Source organism: Mariniflexile jejuense (genome assembly GCF_042675665.1).
GTDB classification, from domain to species: Bacteria; Bacteroidota; Bacteroidia; order Flavobacteriales; family Flavobacteriaceae; genus Mariniflexile; species Mariniflexile jejuense.
In genome coordinates this window covers 1860052-1880166 of record NZ_JBHTJI010000001.1, presented here as the reverse complement: position 1 = coordinate 1880166, position 20115 = coordinate 1860052, and the positions used below count along the sequence as shown (strand labels likewise).

Below are 20115 nucleotides of genomic sequence, written 5' to 3'. Positions count from 1 at the left end.
TAACTTCAATTTTAAGGCTTTCTTAATAGAGTTTTAGTAATGGATTAAAATAAATTTTTAATTAAAGCTTATATAATGGAATGCAGTACCATTCATTCAGTGAAAAAAGCTTTTCTGAATGTGAAATAACAAAGTCACTGTACTAGGTTTATTAATACAGTGACTTTTGTTTTGAATTTTAAGATGCTGGTACAAAAACCCAAGTTATCCAAAAAGCATCTTCACCAGATAGCGCAGGATCTCTATTTGCTTGTAAAAGTAAAGCACCATTTTCAATTTTGAAGGTTCTTATATTTGTCCAGCTAGCAACGGCAAAATCACAAGTCCATGGGTGTAACATGGCAACGGTAATAGATAGTTTTCCTGCTGTTACACTCCAATTTCCATTTAAAGTTACAATACCACTATCGGTTCTTTGGTTTACTACCATAGTACCATTTGTGTTGAATGCCATAGTACCGTAATCTACACCTGTATTTCCTGCTGCATAATGCTCTCCTGGTAATGGGTTCCAAGACCATGTTGCAAAATCTGAAAAAATTACAGGACCTTGTAATGATATGCCACCTACTGTTTTATTGTAGCTTCTATTTGAATCTAGTTTCCATGTTTTTCCGGTTAAAATAGCTTTAACCTCAGCATCAGGATCGGCAGATGGATTGTCTAATACAAAATGGAAAACCATATATTCATTTTTGCCAGATTCATCACGTTTGCCAAACCAAATATCGGTAACTAGACTTCCAGTTTTGGCAGTTTTTACAATTTTCCACTGGTTTTGAGATGTTGTTGAAACTGTTGCCCAAGAACTTCCTATAGGAAACGAAGGTGTAATATTGCTAAATGAAATAATGTTGGTGCCTTGTTCTGTTGAATAGGTTCCTGTTTTCTGAACCCCATTACTATCAACAGTTGTTACTTTTCCATCATTAGAAAATGATATTTTATTTTTAATTACTGTAGATTGGTCTGCTGAAATATATCCTGGCCAACCGGCAGCTTCATAATCTGCTACAGAATTCCAATCATTTAAGAAAGTGCCGTTTAAATCGGTCCAGTTAAAAGGTGTATCTTTACTTAAATGCCATGTTTTGGTAGTTGTTGTGGTGGTTGACAATAAATCATCAACTGTACCACCATTTAAATCGATAGCTGGATTTGGGTCGGGTAAATCTTGAGGAACCCAATTATCGCTATATTCTTTAGATATAAAGTTGAATACTAATAAAACTCTACCACCACACCCATCTTTTCTAAAAACACCTAATTGCATTGTGTTCTCTGTTAATGAAAACACTTTTGTTTCCGTCCAACTTTCAACACAACTTTGGTTTCCAGAATCGTGAAGCATTGAAGCATTAGTAAAAGAAAGCGTATGATTATCTTTGTCTAAAAAATAAGTGCCTGATTCATTTGTGCCAGTAGAAAGATTGTTGGTGGTTACAAAAGGGCCATTTATTAAATTAAAGGTCATAGTTCCAAAATTTTGTGCGCCATTTGGGAATAACCATTCATTACCCTTCCAATCTGGGTTCCAATTCCAGCAGTCGCTACCATAGCAGCCATTATCGCCACCTTCAAGCCAGCCCATATTTGTGCCATAAAAAAACATTGGACCTGCAAAATATTTAGATACACCTTCAGCGTTTAAATCTAATAACCAAGTTTTTGATTTGCCTACGCCACCAGATAGGTTTGTCCAAAGCGGATCGTTTACATAGTTAAGGTTATCGTCTGTTACAGTTATGGTTACAGGATCTAGTTCAACAATGCCACCCGCAGTTACAGCCGATATTTTAATAATATAATCACCTTTAAAGGCGTATTTAACGGTTTCAACAGCTTTGTTTGATTTGCCTGTTCCATAATCCCAAGTAAGCACAACGCCTTTGGTTTTGTTGGTAAGGATTACTGTGTTACCTCCAGGGTCTATACTGAAATCTTGGGAGATATCGTACTTGATATCTGATTTATCAAGAATATTGCCTAATGAATAGGATTCTGGCTGACAAGATGATATTAGGAAACTAATGCCTAGTATCAGAAATGACGTTATTAATATTTTAATTTTTTTCATTTTTAAATATTTAGTTTAGTTAAAAATTACCAACCAGCATTTTGCTGTAAAACGCCATTAGATAATGTAATTTGCGTTTTTGGGATTTGTTGCAATCCTTTTGTTGTTTGAATTTTACTAGCTGAAATTGTTTTTGTTCCTGATACTCCACCGCTTAAAAGTGTTGTGGTTTCAGCAATTGTTGAAGCTGCGGTACTTATGCCTTGACGTAATAAATCCCAATATCTAATGCCTTCAAGTGCAAACTCTAAGTGTCTTTCGTTCATTATATTTGTTTGATTTACTGGTGTAGAAGTAAAGTTTGATTGGTAAGCACGTTGTCTAACCTTATCAAAATAAGTTTGTGCATTTGCGCTTCCTAATTCAGCAGCCATTAATAATACATCAGCATATCGCATAACTATATAATCTTGAAATTGGCTAATTTGAAAACTTGTACCGCCCAAAGCAGTTACAACACTATTGCCAGCTTCATCGGACATTGGAGCATATTTTTTATTGTAATAACCTGTGTATTCTCGTTGACTATTTATTTTGTTAAATGGTATATCTTCTTCATCAATTCCTATAATTGTAGCTACTTGTCGTGTGTCGTTACTATCATAGGCATTCCATAGTTTAGAATTTACAGTTACTCCCCAACCATTTCCATAAGGATACGAGGTAAATTCTCTCATACCAAACATAACCATCCAATGGTTGCCATCGGTATTTCCATTATAGTCACTTGTGTAAGTGTATTTAATAGAAAAAACGACTTCTTTGTTAGCTTCGCCAGCATAATTATCTACAGAAGCTGCTGGCCAAAGATTTGAGAAATTACTAACTAAATCATGCCCGCTAGAAGTAATAATATCTTCTAAATGTGTTAATGCTTGTGCTTTAGTTACTACGCCAGCTAAATCTGTTGTGTTGTAGTAGCCAGTATAGTATAAATAAACACGACCAAGTAAGGCTTTTGCTGCCCATTTTGTTACGCGCCCACTATCAACACTATTATATGCTACTGAAGGTAAATTTTCAGACGCAAAAACTAAATCTTGAGCAATTACAGCATACACTTCTGCGGGAGTAGCTTGTGGGATATTTTCAGTTGAAGGTTGTGTTAATAAAGGAATGTTTCCCCATAATCTAACCATTTCAAAATAAATATAGGCTCTTATAAATTTTGTTTCAGATTCGTAAGTGTTTCTTAAAACGGTATTGCCTTTCCAATCAATTTGGTCCATTTTAGTTAAAAACACATTGCATCTGTACAAGGCTCTATAGTAGGCAACCCAGTTACTGTTTAATAAATCTACATCAGATGGCGATTTATTTGTGTCGAATTCATCTACTGCTTGAAATCCAAAACCATCTGAGTTTCCTGTTCCTCCAAAACAATCATCCGATAGTACCTCGCTGGTTACAGGAAAACTTAAACCACCTATACCACCAGTAGCAACTTGTAATCCGTCATAACAGCCAACTAAGGCCTTGTATGCATCATCAGTAGTTTTATAAAAATTGGAATCTGTTAACTGTGTTAAAGGTTCGGTGTCTAAGCTACAAGAACTTAGTGATAACAAACCTAAAAACAATATGTATATATATGTATTTTTCATTTTCTATATTTTTTAAAGTTTAACGTTTAATCCCATCATGAACGTTCTTGGTCTAGGGTAGTAGCCAACATCAACACCAGAAGAAAAGCCATCGGTACCAAATCCAATTTCAGGATCCATACCATTGTATTTAGTAAAGGTGTGAAGGTTTATTGCAGAAATATAAACTCTAAATTGGTTTGCGAAAAATGGTTTGCTTAAATTTAATTTAGCAAAATCGAAACCAATGGTAACATTGCTTAGTCTTAAAAAATCACCATCATGTATATAAAGGTCTGAAAACTGCGTAAAGTTTCTATTGTCTTCAGTTACTCTAGGCATTGAGTTTGATGATCCTTCACCATGCCAACGACTAAATATAGCTGTTGTATAGTTTCCGTAGGCACTAGATTGGTTTCTGTAGGATTGTACTATTTGATTTCCTGCAACACCATTTGCAGCTACAGAAAAATCAAAAGCTTTGTAATTTCCTGATATTGAAAAACCAAAGGTGAAATCAGGATTTGGATCTCCTATATTTGTTTTATCGGCATCCGAAATTTTTCCGTCATTGTTTAAGTCTTGATATATAATATCTCCAGGTGCAGCACTTGGTTGAATACCATAATCATCAATTTGTTGTTGGTTTTGAAAAACACCACCAGTTTTTAAACCCCAAAAATACCCTAAAGGAAACCCGTCTTGCGCTCTGTAAAACTCTGGTGCATTATTGTAAAGTTGGTTGGTTTGCCCATGAATAATGCCATCGGCAGTTGGTATTTCTCCAACTTTATTTTTGTTGTAAGCGCCATTTGCAGCTATGCTGTAGCTAAAATCACCTAGGGTGTTTTGGTATTGTAAAGCTAATTCAAAACCAGTATTTACAACATTACCACCGTTAATATAAGGTGCATCAGCACCAGCAGTTGCTAATATTGGAGCTACAATTAACCAATCTTTATTAGTTTTTTTATACCAATCGAAATTTACATTTAGTGCATTGTTAAATAATCTAGCATCAAAACCTATGTTTGTTTGCTCAGAAGTTTCCCATTTTAAACCTGGATTAGGTAATCTGTTTGGATATGCTCCTGGTGTAAGAACGCCTTCGGTTGTACCAAAAATATAATTGGTTGTTGCTGTTTGTATTGGTGCTAAAAATTGAAATGCTCCTGCATTTTGGTTTCCAACTTGTCCCCAACTAGCTCTTAATTTGAAAAAATTGAACGTGTTAGAATTGTTTAAAAAAGTTTCATTAGTTAAAACCCAACCAGCAGATATTGATGGGAAATAACCCCATTGGTTATCTGGATGAAAATTAGAAGAACCATCGGCTCTAAATGTTGCGTTTATTAAATAAGTATCTTTAAAACTATAATTTAACCTGCCAAAGTAAGACATTCTTTTGCTTTCAGATTTATTGCCATTTGGTCCACCTATTAAAGCACCATCTCTATTTGTTGCATTATCTAACCATGCATGTTCTAAATCATTAAAAATAACATTTACATTACTTGCAAAAATTGAAGTTCCATCATAATTAATTGAAGATGAGCCTAACATGGTTTCAAAGTGATGATTGCTAGTAACATCAAATTTATAAGTTAAAAGGTTGTCCCAAGTTAAACTTTTACCTTTATTCATGCTTTGAGATGCTCTATTGAAATTGTTAAAAGAATAAACAGATAATTCATATATTGGACTATAAGAATGCCCTTCGCCAGCATAATAATCTAACCCTAATGTAGTTTTAAATGTTAGGTTTTTTATAGGTTCTATTTGTAAATAAATATTTCCTAACAGTTTTTGATTATTGCTTTCGTTTTGGTTGTTATAAACCATTTCTGCATATGGGTTTGCAATGCCTGCAAGCCAAGGATCAGAATCATTAACCGTGCTGTAAAAGTCACCATTTGTATCATACATTGGTAAAAGTGGTGTAACACTAAAAGCACTTCTTAAAGAATTATTGTATTGATTTCCAACACCAATACCGTTTTTGTTTATGTATGCAAAACTTAAATTTTCACCAAAAGTTACAACATCTTTATAAAGTTTGTGTTCAGAATTGAATCTGAAATTGTAGCGTTCGTAGTTAGATAAGTCTTTACCACCTACAATACCTTCTTGACCTAAATAGGAAAGCGAACCAGAGTAAACAGAACTTTCTGAACCACCTGAAACGCCTAAAGCATAATTTTGAGTAGTTGTGTTATCTACAAACATCTCATTCATCCAATTGGTGCCTTTTCCTAAAGTAGCAATTTCCGCATTTGTGAAATATGGGTTTTTTCCAGAATTCATTGCAGCTTCATTTAGCATGATTGCATATTCTGATGCATTTAATAAGTCTATTTTTTTAGGAACTGATTGAAGTCCATAATATTGATCGAAGGTAATTTGAGCTGCAGAACCCCTTTTTCCTTTTTTGGTTGATACTAAAATAACACCATTAGATGCTTGAGAGCCATATATAGCAGCAGATGCAGCATCTTTTAAAATAGAAATAGACTCGATATCAGAATTATTTAAGTATGAAATATCGCCTGTAATAATACCATCTACAACATATATTGGAGAGCTACCAGATGTAGAACCTACACCTCTAATAACAACCTTTAAACTTTCACCAGGTTGACCAGAGGTTGATGTAATTTGAACACCAGGTGATTGTCCTTGTAATGCTTGAAGTGCGTTTACGGCACTCATTTTTTCAAGATTTTCACCACTAACTTGTACGCTAGCACCAGTAACAAGTGCTTTTTTTTGTGTACCATAGCCAACCAAAACAACCTCTTCTAAGGTTGCGGTATCTTCTTTTAAAATGATATTTAGTTTGTTTTTACCACTTATTTGAACTTCTTGTGTTAAAAAACCAACGTATGAGATAACTAAAACAGCATTTTTGTTTGAAACGTTTATTGAAAAATTGCCATCAAAATTTGATTGAGTACCGTTTTTAGTGCCTTTTTCTATAATATTGGCTCCTGGTAAAGGTTGTTCAAAACTATCTAAAATAGTACCATTCACAGCCCATGTTTGAACAGTGTTTTCTTTTTCAGTCGAGTTTTCAAGAACTTGTTTTTTAATATTAGATTCTTCTTTTTTTAGAAGAAATATTTGTCTGTCAACAATATTATATGCTGTGTTTGTGTCTTGAAATATTTGGGTTAAAATTGTATTAATGGATTCCTTTTCGACTGAAATTGATATGTTTCGGTTAAGGTTTACATCTTTAATTTTATAAACAAATCGAAATTCTGTAGTGCTTTCAATTTCATCTATTAGTTGGCCAACGCTTACATTATTTAAGTTTAAAGATATTTTTGCTTTTTGCGAATAGGATGTATTAGCATGTAAGGTAAAGAATATAACAAATATAAACAGTGCACTTAGCTTCATCTTTAAATCAAATTTTAATAATGGACTATGATGGCTTCTTTTCTTGTTAAGAAGTTTTTTCATACTTTTGAAGTGTTAATTGTGGTTATTAGTTTCGTTTAATCACATCTTTAAACTATCGGGAAATGCGTCAACATTTTCCGATTTTTTTTTTGCTCTGTAATTTCGTGAAGGAGCGGTAAGATGTGTTTAGTTTAGTTTGGTGTTTTTTTTTGCTTATTTATATCATAGGCGTGGTGGTGGTTTTAGTTTAGTTGATTAGTATTTTATTTTGGTTTATTGAATAGTTTACGTTGTAAGTAATTTTAAAATAGTCTAGTATTTTTTCAATAGGTTCGTTTCTAAAACTAGCGTTGAATTTTTCATTGGTTAGCACTGTGTTGTTGTTGGTAATTTCAACATTATACTGTCTTTCCATTTTTTTTAGAATATTATCAAAGGTGATGTTTCTAAAAACCAATTCACCATTTACCCAAGAGGTATAAATGCTTGTTATAACAGGGTTTGTGGTAATATTATTAGAGGTGTTTTTGTTGTAGCTTCCTTTAAACCCAGGTTTTAATAATACGTTATTGTCTTTATTTTTTGTAGTGTATAAGTTTACCGAACCTTCTACTAAAACAACATCAGTTTCAGTGTCTTCAGGATAGCTAGATACATTAAATTGCGTTCCAAGTACTTGAACATTTAATGCGTCCGAATTTACTACAAATGGATGTTTGGTGTCTTTGGCTACTTTAAAAAACGCTTCACCTTTTAGAAATACTTGACGATTTTGGTCTTTTAAGAATTTTACAGGATATTTTAATGATGTTCCAGCATTTAAATGAACCGTAGTACCGTCTGATAGTGCTATTTCAAAACGTTTTCCATAAGGTACGGTTAAGGTGTTGTAGGTTAGTTTCTCTTCAGAAGAATCGTTACCATAAACTATTTGAGTGCCATTTTGCGTGCCTATTATGTTTCCTTTAGCATCTTTTACTTGCGATGAACCATCTTCGTTTATTACTTTAATAGTGCCATTTTCTAATTGAAGTGTAATTTGTTCGTTAGGAATAACAAATGGTTTGTTGCTTTTGAAATAACCATTTTGATACATATAACCTAAACCTAAAAACACTATAATAACAGATGCATATTTAAAAATTCTAAAAACTTTTAATTGCTTCGTTTTTTTATGATGTTTAATTATTTTGCTTTCTAGTTTTTTGTAAATTCTTTCGGTTTCAATTTGTTTGTATATGCTTAATTTATCTTGTATGGTATTTTTATCAATAATTTTAGTATAAAGGGCTAAATTGGTTTCGTTTTTTAACCAAGCATCAAGTATATTTTGTTCTTCAATGGTAATTATTTTTGCAATTGATTTATATATTAATTGCGCTATTTGATATTCTGATGGACTTATTGGTGTCATTTATAATTCGATAAGATTGTTAAATCTTTTTTGTTAAAATCTAAAAATAATGATTGCCATTTTAACAAAAAGGCAATACAAATGTTAATGTACTGTTAATATGACTGTGGAAAGTGTGTTTAGGGTGGAAAAAAAATTAATTATTTTTTAATTTTTTATAATGAAGCTAAAAATATTTGATAAAAAGGATAGTTTTTTAAGTACGATTTAAGTAATTCTATAGCTCTAGCGCGTTGCGATTTTACTGTGTTTATGCTTATTTGAAGGTCTTCAGCTATGTCTTTATATTTTGCACCATCTAAACAAGATAGTTCAAAAACTTTTCTGCATTTTTCGGGTAAAGTTTCTAAAGCTTGAAATAAAATAGCATGTGTTTCTTCTTCAATGATATATTGTTCTTTTGTAGAAATTGAATTGTGTTTTTTGGCATCTAAACGAACAAATTTTTTTTCTTTTTTTAAATAATCTATTGAAGCATTTCTAACCATAGTGTATAAGTAAGATTTTAAATTTTCTACTTTTTCTAACTTGGTTCGTTTTTGCCAAAGTTTAAGTAAGGTTTCTTCAACAATTTCTTCGGCAGCAAATTTGTCTTCAGTGTATTGTAGCGCAAAGGCGAAAAGTCTTTTGTAATAAGTGTCGAAAATAATTTTAAAAGCATCTTTATCTCCCTTTTTTAAGAGAGAAAGGAAAGATTCAGAATGCGTTAAATCATTATTTTCCAAGATTGCTTTTGCTTATGATGCTGCAAAGTAATAAAATTAAACGATTTTACGCGGTTTATGAATTATTTGAGGTTTTGATGCGCCTAAAGGTGTTTTTAGTTAATTAATTATAATTCTACAACGCTTTTTTTAGTATTACTTTTTAGTGCAGCTTCAATAATTTCGATAACTTTTTTGCCATCTTCCGCAGTAACAGGAACGGGTTTATTATTTCTAATGGCTTCATAAATACCATCATAATATACCATGTAATTTCCTTTTAATGTTGGGATGTATTCTTTGGTTATTTTACCATCTTTTTCTGTGTGCAATACCCCTTTTTCGGTGTCTGGTTCTGTTCCCCAATTAACACTATCTGGCATTTTTCCTAATTGAAGTTCTTTTTCTTGTACATCGGCTTTAGTTTTTATAAATGAGCCTTTGGTACCGTGTAAAATGTTTCCAGCTAGTGGCTCGCGAACGTAATAACTCGATTTTAATATAACACGATGTGATGGGTAAAATAGTTTTACATCAAAATAATCGCCAACTTTAGAGTTTGGTCGATACGAATCTAAATCGGCAAAAATAGCTTTTGGCATTCCGAATAATTGTAATGCTTGGTCTATTAAATGCGAACCTAAATCGTATATACTACCTACACCAACAGTTGGAGTTTCTTTATGAACCTTATAGCTTAATACAGGATCAAAACGGTCGTAATGAAATTCGGCTTCAACAATGGTACCCAATAATCCATTTTCTAATACGTTTTGCACAGTTTTAAAGTCACTATCATATCTGCGGTTATGGTAAACGGACATGATTACATTTTTTTCTTTTGCCAATTGAATTAAATACTCAGCTTCTGCAACTGTAGCGGTAAATGGTTTTTCTATAACCAGATGTTTGCCAGCATTTATAACCTTTTTAGCAAAATCGAAATGTGTAACATTTGGTGTGTTTATAACAACCAATTCAATTGCATCATCATTCAACATGGTTTCTAAAGTGCGAAACGTTTTTATATTTGGATAATGCTTTTGAGCTTCGTTTTTTGTTCTTTCAAAAACAGCATATAAATTAAATTTAGGATTTACAGAAATAAAAGGTGCATGAAAAACATGACCACTCATGCCATATGAACATAGGGCTACTTGAATTGGTTGCATATTGATTGTTTTTTAATAATAACCTCTAAAATACAAATATGAATTTAACCACACTAGTACTAGGCGCGGTTTGGTAATGGTTTAATATCTGTTAAATCGGCTATTTTTATTGGTTTTCCAGATTCTATACTTTTTCTAGCGGCAATACCTATAATGGCAGACATAACACCATCTCTACTACCAGCAGCTCTTTCAAATGGATCTGTTTCATTTGGTGTTTTAAAAATTTTGTCGTGTAAACGTTTATCGCCACCACCATGACCACCTCTTTCAGTTGGTACTAAAACCTTGTTGTAATCTTTCCATAGTTTATGTACAATGATAGTTTCTGTTTCGGCTTCTTCTAAAGCGTTTTGTTCCATTTCCTTGGCATGCATTTCTGCTTGAGACACATCGGTTTTTTTGTTGTAAGGAATATCTAAAGATGCTTCAATTCTGCCTTCTGTACCATTGAAAGCGATGCGCCAACCTTCATAAGGCGAATAGGTTGTTAGTGAGTAATTTACAGTAGCGTTGTTGGCATATTTTATTTGAGCAGACATTTTATCGTAAATATCTATGTTGTTTCTAAATAAACAATTGTCTCTAATATATCCATCGTGTTTTTCGTTTGCTACATATAGTTGCATCATGTGTTTGTCTTTTGTAATATCAAAAAAGTATTCGCAATTTGTTTTGTGTTCGCAAGTTCTGCAATTATCGCCTCTAAAAGGACCGTTTGCACCATAATGTTCTAAGCTTCCGTAGGCGAAAACTTCTTCAGGATCTGAATCTAACCACCAATTTACCAAATCGAAATGATGTGTAGATTTGTGTACCCAAAGTGAATTACTTTTGTCTTTTTCACCATGCCATCTTCTAAAATAAGAAGCGCCATGATGTGTGTTTAAATACCAGTTAAAGTCTACCGAAGTGATTTTACCAATAGTACCGCTACTTAACAATTCTTTAATTTTTGTGCTGTAAGGACTCCATCTGTAATTAAAACCAACAATCAATTTTTTGTCAGATTTTTTTTCGGCATTTAAAATGGCTTGCGCTTTAGTTTCATCAGTAGTTAATGGTTTTTCGGTAAGCACATCACAACCAAATTCCAAACCTTTTATTATGAATTGATGGTGTGTAGCATCTACTGTTGTTACTATAATTAGGTCTGGTTTTGTTTTATTCAACATGGCGTCAAAATCAATAAACGTTGGGCAATTTACACCAATGTATTTTTTAGCGTATTCTAATCTGCCAGGATTTATATCGCTTAATCCTACAAATTCTAAAATATCTGAATATTCTTCAATAAGTCGTTTTCCCCAAAAGCTAATACCTCGAACACCTGTTCCTACAAGCACTACTCTAAGTTTTTTTGAACTACCAAAGCTGAAAGCATTAATTGGAAAGGCACTATAAGCCGCTAGCATACTTATTGATGCTAAAAATTGTCGTCTAGTATTAGTCATGTTATTAAAGTTTAGTGGTTAATTGGTTTTATTTAATTGAAATATTTTTTACGTTTTCGGTTACTATCCATTCACGTTCATCTTCAGTTTCAGTTGTTATTTTACAATTTGTAAAAGTAACATTATCAGTATGTCTTATAAAAAAGGCATGTGCATTTGTATTTCCAAAATAGCTGCCTTCTGGGTATTTTCCATCATATTCCATTACGGTTTGGGTGGTGGTGTTTATACCTCCTTTTAAATTTAAATTGATATTTTCAAAAGAGATGTTTTGAATGTTATGGCCAACAATTCCAGTAATTATTGAAGGGTATTGTTGGGTAAAATTTGTTCCTGTAATGTTTTTGAAATGGATGTTAGAAATTGTTCCTATGCGCGGATTTCTTTTAGGTACAGTTCTTTTTCTGTCTGCTAGTATAATAAAGAAGGCTTGACCGCAATTGGTTATATTAGAATCTCTAATAGTCATGTTATCGATTACAGCACCATCCATGGATTCAATTGCAATTGCAGAATTTTGATAAGCGTTTTTTAATGTTAATTCAGAAACATCAAAGTTCATAAAACTACCCAAACCATCTGTTCCTAATTTAAAGCAATTTCCAGCATTAACATTAAGTTTGTCAATAATACAACGTCTTACAATAATATCTTTACAGCCGAATTCACTACCACTTTTAAAACAAATACCATCGTCTTCTGATTGAATGAAGCTATCTTCTATAATCACATTATGGCAATCAACTATATCAATACCATCACGGTTTGGGGTTAAATTGCCTGTATTGACTTTTATGTTTTTAATAATAATATTTTCCGACTCAATATAAACTTGCGTCCAACAAGCTGGTTTTAAGAGTTTGATATTTGAAATAGTTATGTTTTTTGAACCTACGAAAGCAAGAATTGAAGGTCGATCTTTTTCAATTCCTAATTCTTTTACATGCATCCAAGGTTCATAATCACCTTGTCCATTAATGGTACCGCCACCTGTAATAGTAACATTGGTTATATTATTGCCGTATAGTAAACGTCTTTGGCAATCTTGCAACATACGGTTAGGGTATTTTGTTTCTATAAGATGGTGTGGATAGTCTTTTTCTTCATCAGATTTAATTCCTAAAATAGTTGCAGAAGAATCAATTTTTAAAACCAGATTACTTACTAATTTTAATTGACCCGTTAAAAAAGTACCATTTTTTAGAATTACTGTGCCACCAGTTTTAGAACAAGCTGAGATAGTTTTTTGAATGGCTTCTTGATCGTTTGTAACGCCATCACCTTTTGCTCCAAAATTATAAACGTTATACTCTGGTGTGTTAATTTGAGAACTAATGTTTTGAAAAATTAGTAAAAAAACACAAAAGAAGAATTGTTTAAGCATCAGAATAATTTGAATTATTTACTAATTTGGTTGTTAAATTTACTAAAAAAAGGGAATACTTTTTATTAGAATTAAAAGTATTCCCAATTTCTATTAGATAGCTTACCGAAGCTTACTATCTAAATTATTAAACAAACTAAACTAACTAAAATTAATATCCATTAGTACCAAATTCATCAGCATTAACTATGGCATCAAGAAATGCTTGAGGAATTGGTCTTACTTTGTGTTTATTATCATCAAAAGCTGTAATATCTGGGTTTTTTGAAGTTAAATAGGCACTTGTAAGTTTTCCAAATCTTTTCAAATCTTCCCAACGTACTTGTTCTCCAGTTAATTCTCTTGCACGTTCAGCTAAAATAAAATCTAAAGTTACTTGTCCTGCAGAAACAATCATTTCATTTTCACGACTTGTTACAGCTGCACGTTTACGTAATGTGTTTACGTATGTTGCAGCAGTTGCTTGATCATTATTTTTACGAAGTGCAGCTTCAGCAGCAATTAAATAAACATCGCCTAAACGAAGAATTGGAACATCACCCATCCATCTTTGGTTATTAAAAATCCAATAAATAGATGAAAATTTATTTAGAGAAGGATAGCAGTTGCTATATTCTGCACCTAGACCTCCAGAAGCAGCCGTTACAGATTTTCCATTTGCTTCAAATTGTTCCTCAGGTGTTACAACAAGAAACGGTAGTGAGCTTTTTTCTGATGCTGTCATTGGGTAATTAGGTGTGAATACAGAAATACCATCTAGGTAACCATCAGCATTTGTATCAACCATGTTAACAATTCCAGAGGCATTTAAGGTTGGATAATATACGCTTCTGCCTGCATAATATGTTTGACCTTTTGTATAAGTGCCAGCGGTATTTTTAATTACACGACCTAATAATGATTGATTTTTACCGTATTTAGTTATTATATTTTGATTGATTGTAAAGTCAGACCATCTAGAGTTGTAGTATTCTGTGAAGAATGTGTTATCAAAACGAGTGTCTGCTGGGTTTTTTACAGGAGTAAAAATTTCGGTTAATAAATACTTGGTAGGTTTAAAACCTCTATCGTTAGCTCTACCATACCATGCGCAGTTTTTCTCAGTCGTTCCCCATTCAGCACCTACTGTTTTTAAATCCATTTCGTAATATTGACGGGTACGACCTCTATTTCCTCCTTCAGGATTAAAATAAGTATCAGCATCAACAGCTTCAATAAACAAAAATTCTTTATTGGTTTTATTGTTAACACCGTCCCATAATTGCGCATATCCAGATTTGGTAGCAGTACTTGTGTACAAATCACAACCATAAGCTACTCTGTTGTCAATTAAATCTTTGGCTGTAGCTAATGCTTTTCCGGCATACAAAGCTTCATCACCTAAACGTGTTCTTTGAAGATAAGCTTTCGCAAGCATTCCTAAAGCTGCTTTTTTAGACGCGCGCCCACGATCTGTACCTTGACTTACAGGAAGATTTTGACTAGCGAATTCTAAATCGCTTAAAATTAATTCATAAATTTTTTCTTCACTACTACGTACTGGAAAATTATCCTCGTTTGTAGATAGTGTAGATGGTCTTGTTGTTAAAACTACATTGCCATATTGTTCTACAATTTGCAAATAACTCCATCCTCTTAAAAAATGAGCTTCAGCTGCTTTAGCTTTTCGTTGTGCATCGGTATAGCCTTCAACTTTATCAGCATAGTAAATGGCTAAATTTGCATAATTGATTGCAGCATAAAAGCCTTGCCAAAAAACAGTATTCTGACCTTGATCTGTGTTTAAACTACCATCATATTGTGTGTATGCTGTGTATTTAGATTCAGACCACCATAAATCTGTTCCCATTTCTTGAGCTCCAATACCATCTACTTTTCCATAGAAATAATATAAAGCATCATAGCCATAGTTTAATAAACTTTCATAGCCATCAGGACTTTTATATGAAATATCTGTATCTGCGGTTCTGTAATTAACTTCGTCTAAATCGCAGGAAGTTATCATGAATACCAGTAATATTACAGGTAGTGTTGTTTTTAAATTTAGTATTTTTTTCATCTTTTTCTTTTTTTAAAATGACATGTTTAAACCGAAAACCATTTGTTTATATAATGGAAATGAATCTGAAGCTCTAGTTTCTGGGTCTAACCCATCTAGTAAATGACTTTTTGTAATTACTAAAGAATTATAAATAGTACCGTAAACTCTAAAATTTGTTGCTCCAATACTTTTTGCAAAACTTTGTGGTAATGAATATCCTAAGGTTATATTTTTAATTTTTAAGTATGAAGCATCTACATTAGTTAAACCTAAATTAGGAGCAGATGGTGGTGTGCTTCTTGTTGTATATGGTCTTGGGAAATCGTTTGTTGGATTTGTAGGTGTCCAATAATCATAATTATCAGGAATATTTATTACACCTTGTTTGAAATATCCTAGTAATTCGCCGTCTATCATTTGTCCCCAACGTGCTGTTGCATAAATACTTAAATCGAAATTTTTGTATTTAAATGTATTTTGAAAACCAGCTGTCCATTTTGGTGCTGCTTGACCAATAATTTGTCTGTCATCTGTAGGGTTTATTGCGTATGGGTTACTTGCGGTATATTGTTCATCAACAGAATTGCCAGAAGCATCTTTAATAGTTCTACCCCAAACACCATCAGATATTTTATTTAAGCTGGTTTGAATTTTTGTATCACCAGGTTGAAGTCCAAAAACCGCAGCATCAGCTTCTTCACCTATTTGCCAAATACCTATTTTTTTATAAGTATAAAATATATCTTTTGGTGAACCTATATGTAATCCTTCAGAAATTAAATCGTCTAGCGATACATTATCACCTAAACTAATGGCGTTTATTTCTTCCCAGTTTCTAGCAAAAGTTAGTGTAGAGTTCCATTGAAAATTTTTTGTTCTAACATTTGTGCTAGTTAGTGTTAATTCAATACCATGGTTGTTCATTTCTGCAATGTTACCATATTGTGCGTATTGAATTTTGGGAGTTACACCACCAATTGTAGAGGGTAATGCGCGTTCGTAAATTACATCCTTTGTGTCTGTGTTATACCATTCTATTGAGCCATCTATTCTATTATGTAATAACCCAAAGTCTAAACCTATATTTAAATTATAAGATTTCTCCCAAGACAAATCACTATTACCAATAAATTCGGTAGGAATTGTTGTTAGTACTTGTCCGCTTCCAAAATTTAAAGCATCCGGACCATTTGTGGTTTCAGATCTTGTAACATAAGAATCTATATTTGTATTACCAGAAACACCGTAGCCTGCGCGTAATTTTAAATTATTTAACCAATTGTTAGTGCTTTTCATGAAGTTTTCATCTGAAATACGCCATGCTACTGCACCCGCAGGAAACGCATCCCATCTGTTGTTAGCTAGTTGCGAAACGCCATCATATCTAATAGAACCTGTTAATAAGTACTTGCCTTTGTAGCTGTAATTTAATCTACCAGCATAAGACATGCGTTTTTTGTGATAATAATCTGAAGAAACTCTTGGGTTTAAGCCAGCATCAATATTATAGAATGAGAAATCGTCATATAAAAAACCTTCGCTGTAAGCATAAGATTCTTCATTTTGATTTTTTGCATAAGATGTTATGAAAGTAGCTCCAAAATCGTGGTCTTCATTAAGTGTAATTTTATAGTTTAATATGTTTTCCCAATTATATGAATACCCTAAACTAGTACTGTAAGAACCGCTTCTAATAGCATTTTCACTACCTGTAAGCATTAGGTATGTATGGTCACTTTTAAACTCTCCAGTTCTGCCATTTGATATTGAAACGCCTAAAATAGATTTGATAGTTAAATCTTTGGCAAGCGTAAATTCAGCATACGGGTTTGCAGTTATGTTATAATATTTGTTATTGTTTTTGTAAGTTCCTGGTATATTATTAGCTAGTACACTAACCAAATCTGTTAAACCTTCAACTGGGAATTGGTTTATGTCTCCGTTTTCATTGTATGCATCTCCTAGAGGGATAATGCCGAAGGCTTTATTAATACGACTTCTGTTAGATTCTCTATCTCTAAAAATTAAACCTGTGGTAATACCAAATTTAGCCCAATCTGTAGCTTTAATATTCAAATCACCACGCATGGTGTAAACATTAGTGAAGTCATCTTTATAAACACCTTCTGTTTTGTTATATCCCATTGAAAAACTTGCTTGCACTTTATCGGTTCCACCACGAATAGATAACGTATTGTTGGTTTGAATACCTGTTTTAAAAGTTTCATCAACCCAATCAATGTATTTTGAATTGTTTATATATGGGTTTAGAATTGTAGGTGATAAATTCCATGCAGAAAGTACAGCGTCTCTATCATTAGGTGTAGGATTTCCAGATGCAATATAACCTTCTCTTAAATAATTTAGCCAAGCATCGCCTTTTAAAGGGCTAGGGTAAGATGGATTACCATTTATACTTACGTAAGAATCAAAATCTACTTGTATTTTGCCATCTTTAGCTTTTTTGGTAGTAATAATAATTACACCATTAGCACCAGCAGAACCGTAAATTGCTGTTGAAGAAGCGTCTTTTAAAACATCAATAGATTCAATATCGTTTGGGTTTAAGTTGTTGATGCTTCCTTGAATACCATCAATAATATAAATGGGTTCGCTGCTAGCTGTTAACGATCTGTTACCGCGAAGTAAAATGCTAACACCAGAATTTGAACGACCATCATTTCTCGTGATATCTAAACCGGCAACGCGACCTTGAATGGCTTCAATAGGGCTTGTTACAGGCGCTAATTTGATTTCATCACTTTTAACTGAAGACACAGCACCAGTTAAATCGCGTTTTTTTACAGTTCCATAACCAATTACAACAACTTCTTCTAAAATATCGGCACTTTCTAATAATGTAATGCTTATAGTTTTTTGATTGTTAATTGGTATTTCTTTTGTGATAAAACCAACATATGAAACAACTATGGTTGCATTCGAGTTTGCAACATTTAAAGTGAAGTTTCCATCAAAATCAGACTGCGTACCATTGTATGTTCCTTTTTCAACAATGTTAGCACCAGCTAGCGGTTGTCCATTGGCATCTGTAATTATTCCGCTTATTTTATGTGTTTGGATATTAACAGTAGTTGGTTTTGATACTGAATTTGAGTTAATGTTTTTAGTTTCTTTTAAAATAATTTGTGTATTTCTTATTAGAAAAGAAGTACTTGTATTATTAAATAAGTTGCTTAAAACATTTTCAATTAAATCGTTTTCAACTTGTATTGATACTTTTCTATTTAGGTCAACAAATTTTGTGTTGTAAACAAATCTATAATTTGTTGAAGCTTCTATTTTATCAATAACTTGTGATACTGTTACATTTTCAACATGTAATGTAATGTTTTGTGTATAACCTGTATTTGCCATCATAGTGAAAAATGATGCTATTGTAAATAGGGTTGTTAATTTCATTTTTAGATTAAATTTTAGAAGTAACAGTTTTCTGCCTTTTCTATCATGAAGTTTTTTCATATTTTTAATGTGTTTAAATAGTGTATGACTAAATTTAGTTGTCACTTAATAATTACCGGAAAATGTTGGCGCATTTTTCGGTTTTTTTTATTCCTTTTTGAAAAGAATAATTAGTGATTTTGTTAGTTGTTGTTTTTTTTTGTTTTGTGTTTATTTCATTAGTTTTTTGTTTTTAAGATTCATTAGTTTATATAGATAGTGTTGTTGGTTATTTTGTATTTAATATTGTAACTATCACTGAAATAGCTTAATATTTTTTCAATTGGCTCATCATTAAAGTTAGCATTGAAAATTTCGTTTTTTAATTGCTCGTTTGTGATAATTATTTTTTTGTTGTAATGGCGTTCTAATTTTTTAGCAATATTTTCAAAAGGGATATTTCTAAAAAATAAACCACCTTGTATCCACGATGTGTAAATAAGTGTATTAACTTTTTGTGTAGTTATTTGTTGGTCTTTTTTGTTAAGTGTTCCTTTTGTGCTAGGAATTAGCATAGTGCCATTTTGAAGTGTTTGAGCATCTTTATACATGCCTACTGAACCTTCAACTAAAACAACATCGGTAGTAGTGTCTTCTGGGTAAGCAGATACATTAAATTCGGTGCCTAAAACTTCTACATTTAGGTTTTCAGCATTTACAATAAAAGGATGTTTTTTATCTTTTGTAACAGTAAAAAATGCTTCGCCAGTTAAAAATACTTCTCTGTTTTTTCCTTTAATAAACTTAACTGGGTATTTTAAAGATGTACCAGAGTTTAAATGTACAATGGTGCCATCAGACAATTGAACCTCAAATCGTTTTCCATAAGGAACGGTTAGTGTATTGTAAACTAGCGTTTCATTGTTGGTAGTATTGCTATATACAATTTGGTTTTTGGTTTGTACGCCAATTTGGTTTCCTTTAGCGTCAACTAATTGCATAGTGCCATCACTTTGTATAATTTTTATATCACCATTTTCTAATTGAAGTGTAATGCTTTCCGTTGGTATAACGCTAGTGTTTGTTTTTAAAAAAATATCGTTTTTATACAAATAGCCAATGCTTAAAAATAAAATGGCAACCGCGGCATATTTTAAAATTGTACGATTAGGTTTTAAATATCTAAGAATTTGCGTTTTTGAGTTTGATGTTTGGGTTAATGGATTTTCTAGTTTAGATATAATAGTATTCCAAGCGGCATCTTTATTCAGTATTTTTAAGAATTCTGTTCGTCTTAATTTTTTATGTTTTTTTAAGTATTCAATAAAAAATTGCTCGTTTTTAGAATCGTCTAGTAGCCATTGTTTTAATTCGAGAAATTCTTTTTCGCTTATATTTTTGGATGTGTATTTTGAAATAAGCTTTAATATATTAGGACTAACTGTATTCATTTTGGTTTTGTAAATATGTTATTTTAACACT

At 32.3% G+C, this 20115-nt stretch carries 11 protein-coding genes; all 11 read right to left on the bottom strand.

Translation table 11 applies throughout. The features are described from left to right. Nucleotides 1-178 precede the first annotated feature (178 nt). The 11 genes from ACFQ1R_RS08160 to ACFQ1R_RS08110 all read right to left on the bottom strand — a co-directional run bounded on the left by ACFQ1R_RS08160 (nucleotide 179) and on the right by ACFQ1R_RS08110 (nucleotide 20084). Nucleotides 179-2077 carry a hypothetical protein gene (locus ACFQ1R_RS08160; RefSeq protein ID WP_379925652.1) on the bottom strand — a complete coding sequence of 633 codons (1899 nt, stop codon included), beginning with the start codon at nucleotides 2075-2077 and terminating at the stop codon, nucleotides 179-181. Between the two features lie 26 nt (nucleotides 2078-2103). Then, entirely contained in the window at nucleotides 2104-3681 is a 1578-nt protein-coding gene (locus ACFQ1R_RS08155) for a RagB/SusD family nutrient uptake outer membrane protein (RefSeq protein WP_379925651.1), read from the bottom strand. A 12-nt stretch (nucleotides 3682-3693) separates the two neighbouring features. Continuing rightward, entirely contained in the window at nucleotides 3694-7125 is a 3432-nt protein-coding gene (locus ACFQ1R_RS08150; RefSeq protein WP_379925650.1) for a TonB-dependent receptor, read from the bottom strand. 187 nt (nucleotides 7126-7312) lie between these two features. Continuing rightward, complete coding sequence (locus ACFQ1R_RS08145) at nucleotides 7313-8479, bottom strand: FecR family protein (protein ID WP_379925649.1); 1167 nt, start codon at nucleotides 8477-8479, stop codon at nucleotides 7313-7315. Nucleotides 8480-8634: 155 nt separating this feature from the next. Continuing rightward, on the bottom strand, nucleotides 8635-9204 hold the full coding sequence (locus ACFQ1R_RS08140) for an RNA polymerase sigma factor (protein ID WP_379925648.1): 570 nt from the start codon (nucleotides 9202-9204) through the stop codon (nucleotides 8635-8637). A gap of 107 nt (nucleotides 9205-9311) precedes the next feature. Next, nucleotides 9312-10355: a Gfo/Idh/MocA family oxidoreductase gene (locus ACFQ1R_RS08135; protein ID WP_379925647.1), complete on the bottom strand. Its 1044-nt coding sequence runs from the start codon at nucleotides 10353-10355 to the stop codon at nucleotides 9312-9314. A gap of 59 nt (nucleotides 10356-10414) precedes the next feature. Further along, nucleotides 10415-11809, bottom strand: coding sequence for a Gfo/Idh/MocA family protein (locus ACFQ1R_RS08130; RefSeq protein WP_379925646.1), 1395 nt, complete (start codon nucleotides 11807-11809; stop codon nucleotides 10415-10417). 28 nt (nucleotides 11810-11837) lie between these two features. After that, entirely contained in the window at nucleotides 11838-13193 is a 1356-nt protein-coding gene (locus tag ACFQ1R_RS08125; RefSeq protein WP_379925644.1) for a glycoside hydrolase family 28 protein, read from the bottom strand. Nucleotides 13194-13344: 151 nt separating this feature from the next. Then, a complete protein-coding gene (locus ACFQ1R_RS08120) occupies nucleotides 13345-15252 on the bottom strand; it encodes a RagB/SusD family nutrient uptake outer membrane protein (RefSeq protein WP_379925643.1) in 1908 nt (635 codons plus the stop codon). 12 nt (nucleotides 15253-15264) lie between these two features. Continuing rightward, on the bottom strand, nucleotides 15265-18714 hold the full coding sequence (locus ACFQ1R_RS08115) for a TonB-dependent receptor (protein WP_379925642.1): 3450 nt from the start codon (nucleotides 18712-18714) through the stop codon (nucleotides 15265-15267). 182 nt (nucleotides 18715-18896) lie between these two features. Further along, nucleotides 18897-20084: a FecR family protein gene (locus ACFQ1R_RS08110; protein WP_379925640.1), complete on the bottom strand. Its 1188-nt coding sequence runs from the start codon at nucleotides 20082-20084 to the stop codon at nucleotides 18897-18899. Nucleotides 20085-20115: the final 31 nt, after the last annotated feature.

Excerpts from the sequence above, each read along its gene's own strand:
- ACFQ1R_RS08150 (WP_379925650.1), bottom strand. The coding sequence starts at position 7,125 with ATGAAAAAACTTCTTAACAAGAAAAGAAGCCATCATAGTCCATTATTA.
- ACFQ1R_RS08155 (WP_379925651.1), bottom strand. The coding sequence starts at position 3,681 with ATGAAAAATACATATATATACATATTGTTTTTAGGTTTGTTATCACTA.
- ACFQ1R_RS08110 (WP_379925640.1), bottom strand. The coding sequence starts at position 20,084 with ATGAATACAGTTAGTCCTAATATATTAAAGCTTATTTCAAAATACACA.
- ACFQ1R_RS08160 (WP_379925652.1), bottom strand. The coding sequence starts at position 2,077 with ATGAAAAAAATTAAAATATTAATAACGTCATTTCTGATACTAGGCATT.
- ACFQ1R_RS08130 (WP_379925646.1), bottom strand. The coding sequence starts at position 11,809 with ATGACTAATACTAGACGACAATTTTTAGCATCAATAAGTATGCTAGCG.
- ACFQ1R_RS08120 (WP_379925643.1), bottom strand. The coding sequence starts at position 15,252 with ATGAAAAAAATACTAAATTTAAAAACAACACTACCTGTAATATTACTG.
- ACFQ1R_RS08135 (WP_379925647.1), bottom strand. The coding sequence starts at position 10,355 with ATGCAACCAATTCAAGTAGCCCTATGTTCATATGGCATGAGTGGTCAT.
- ACFQ1R_RS08145 (WP_379925649.1), bottom strand. The coding sequence starts at position 8,479 with ATGACACCAATAAGTCCATCAGAATATCAAATAGCGCAATTAATATAT.
- ACFQ1R_RS08125 (WP_379925644.1), bottom strand. The coding sequence starts at position 13,193 with ATGCTTAAACAATTCTTCTTTTGTGTTTTTTTACTAATTTTTCAAAAC.
- ACFQ1R_RS08115 (WP_379925642.1), bottom strand. The coding sequence starts at position 18,714 with ATGAAAAAACTTCATGATAGAAAAGGCAGAAAACTGTTACTTCTAAAA.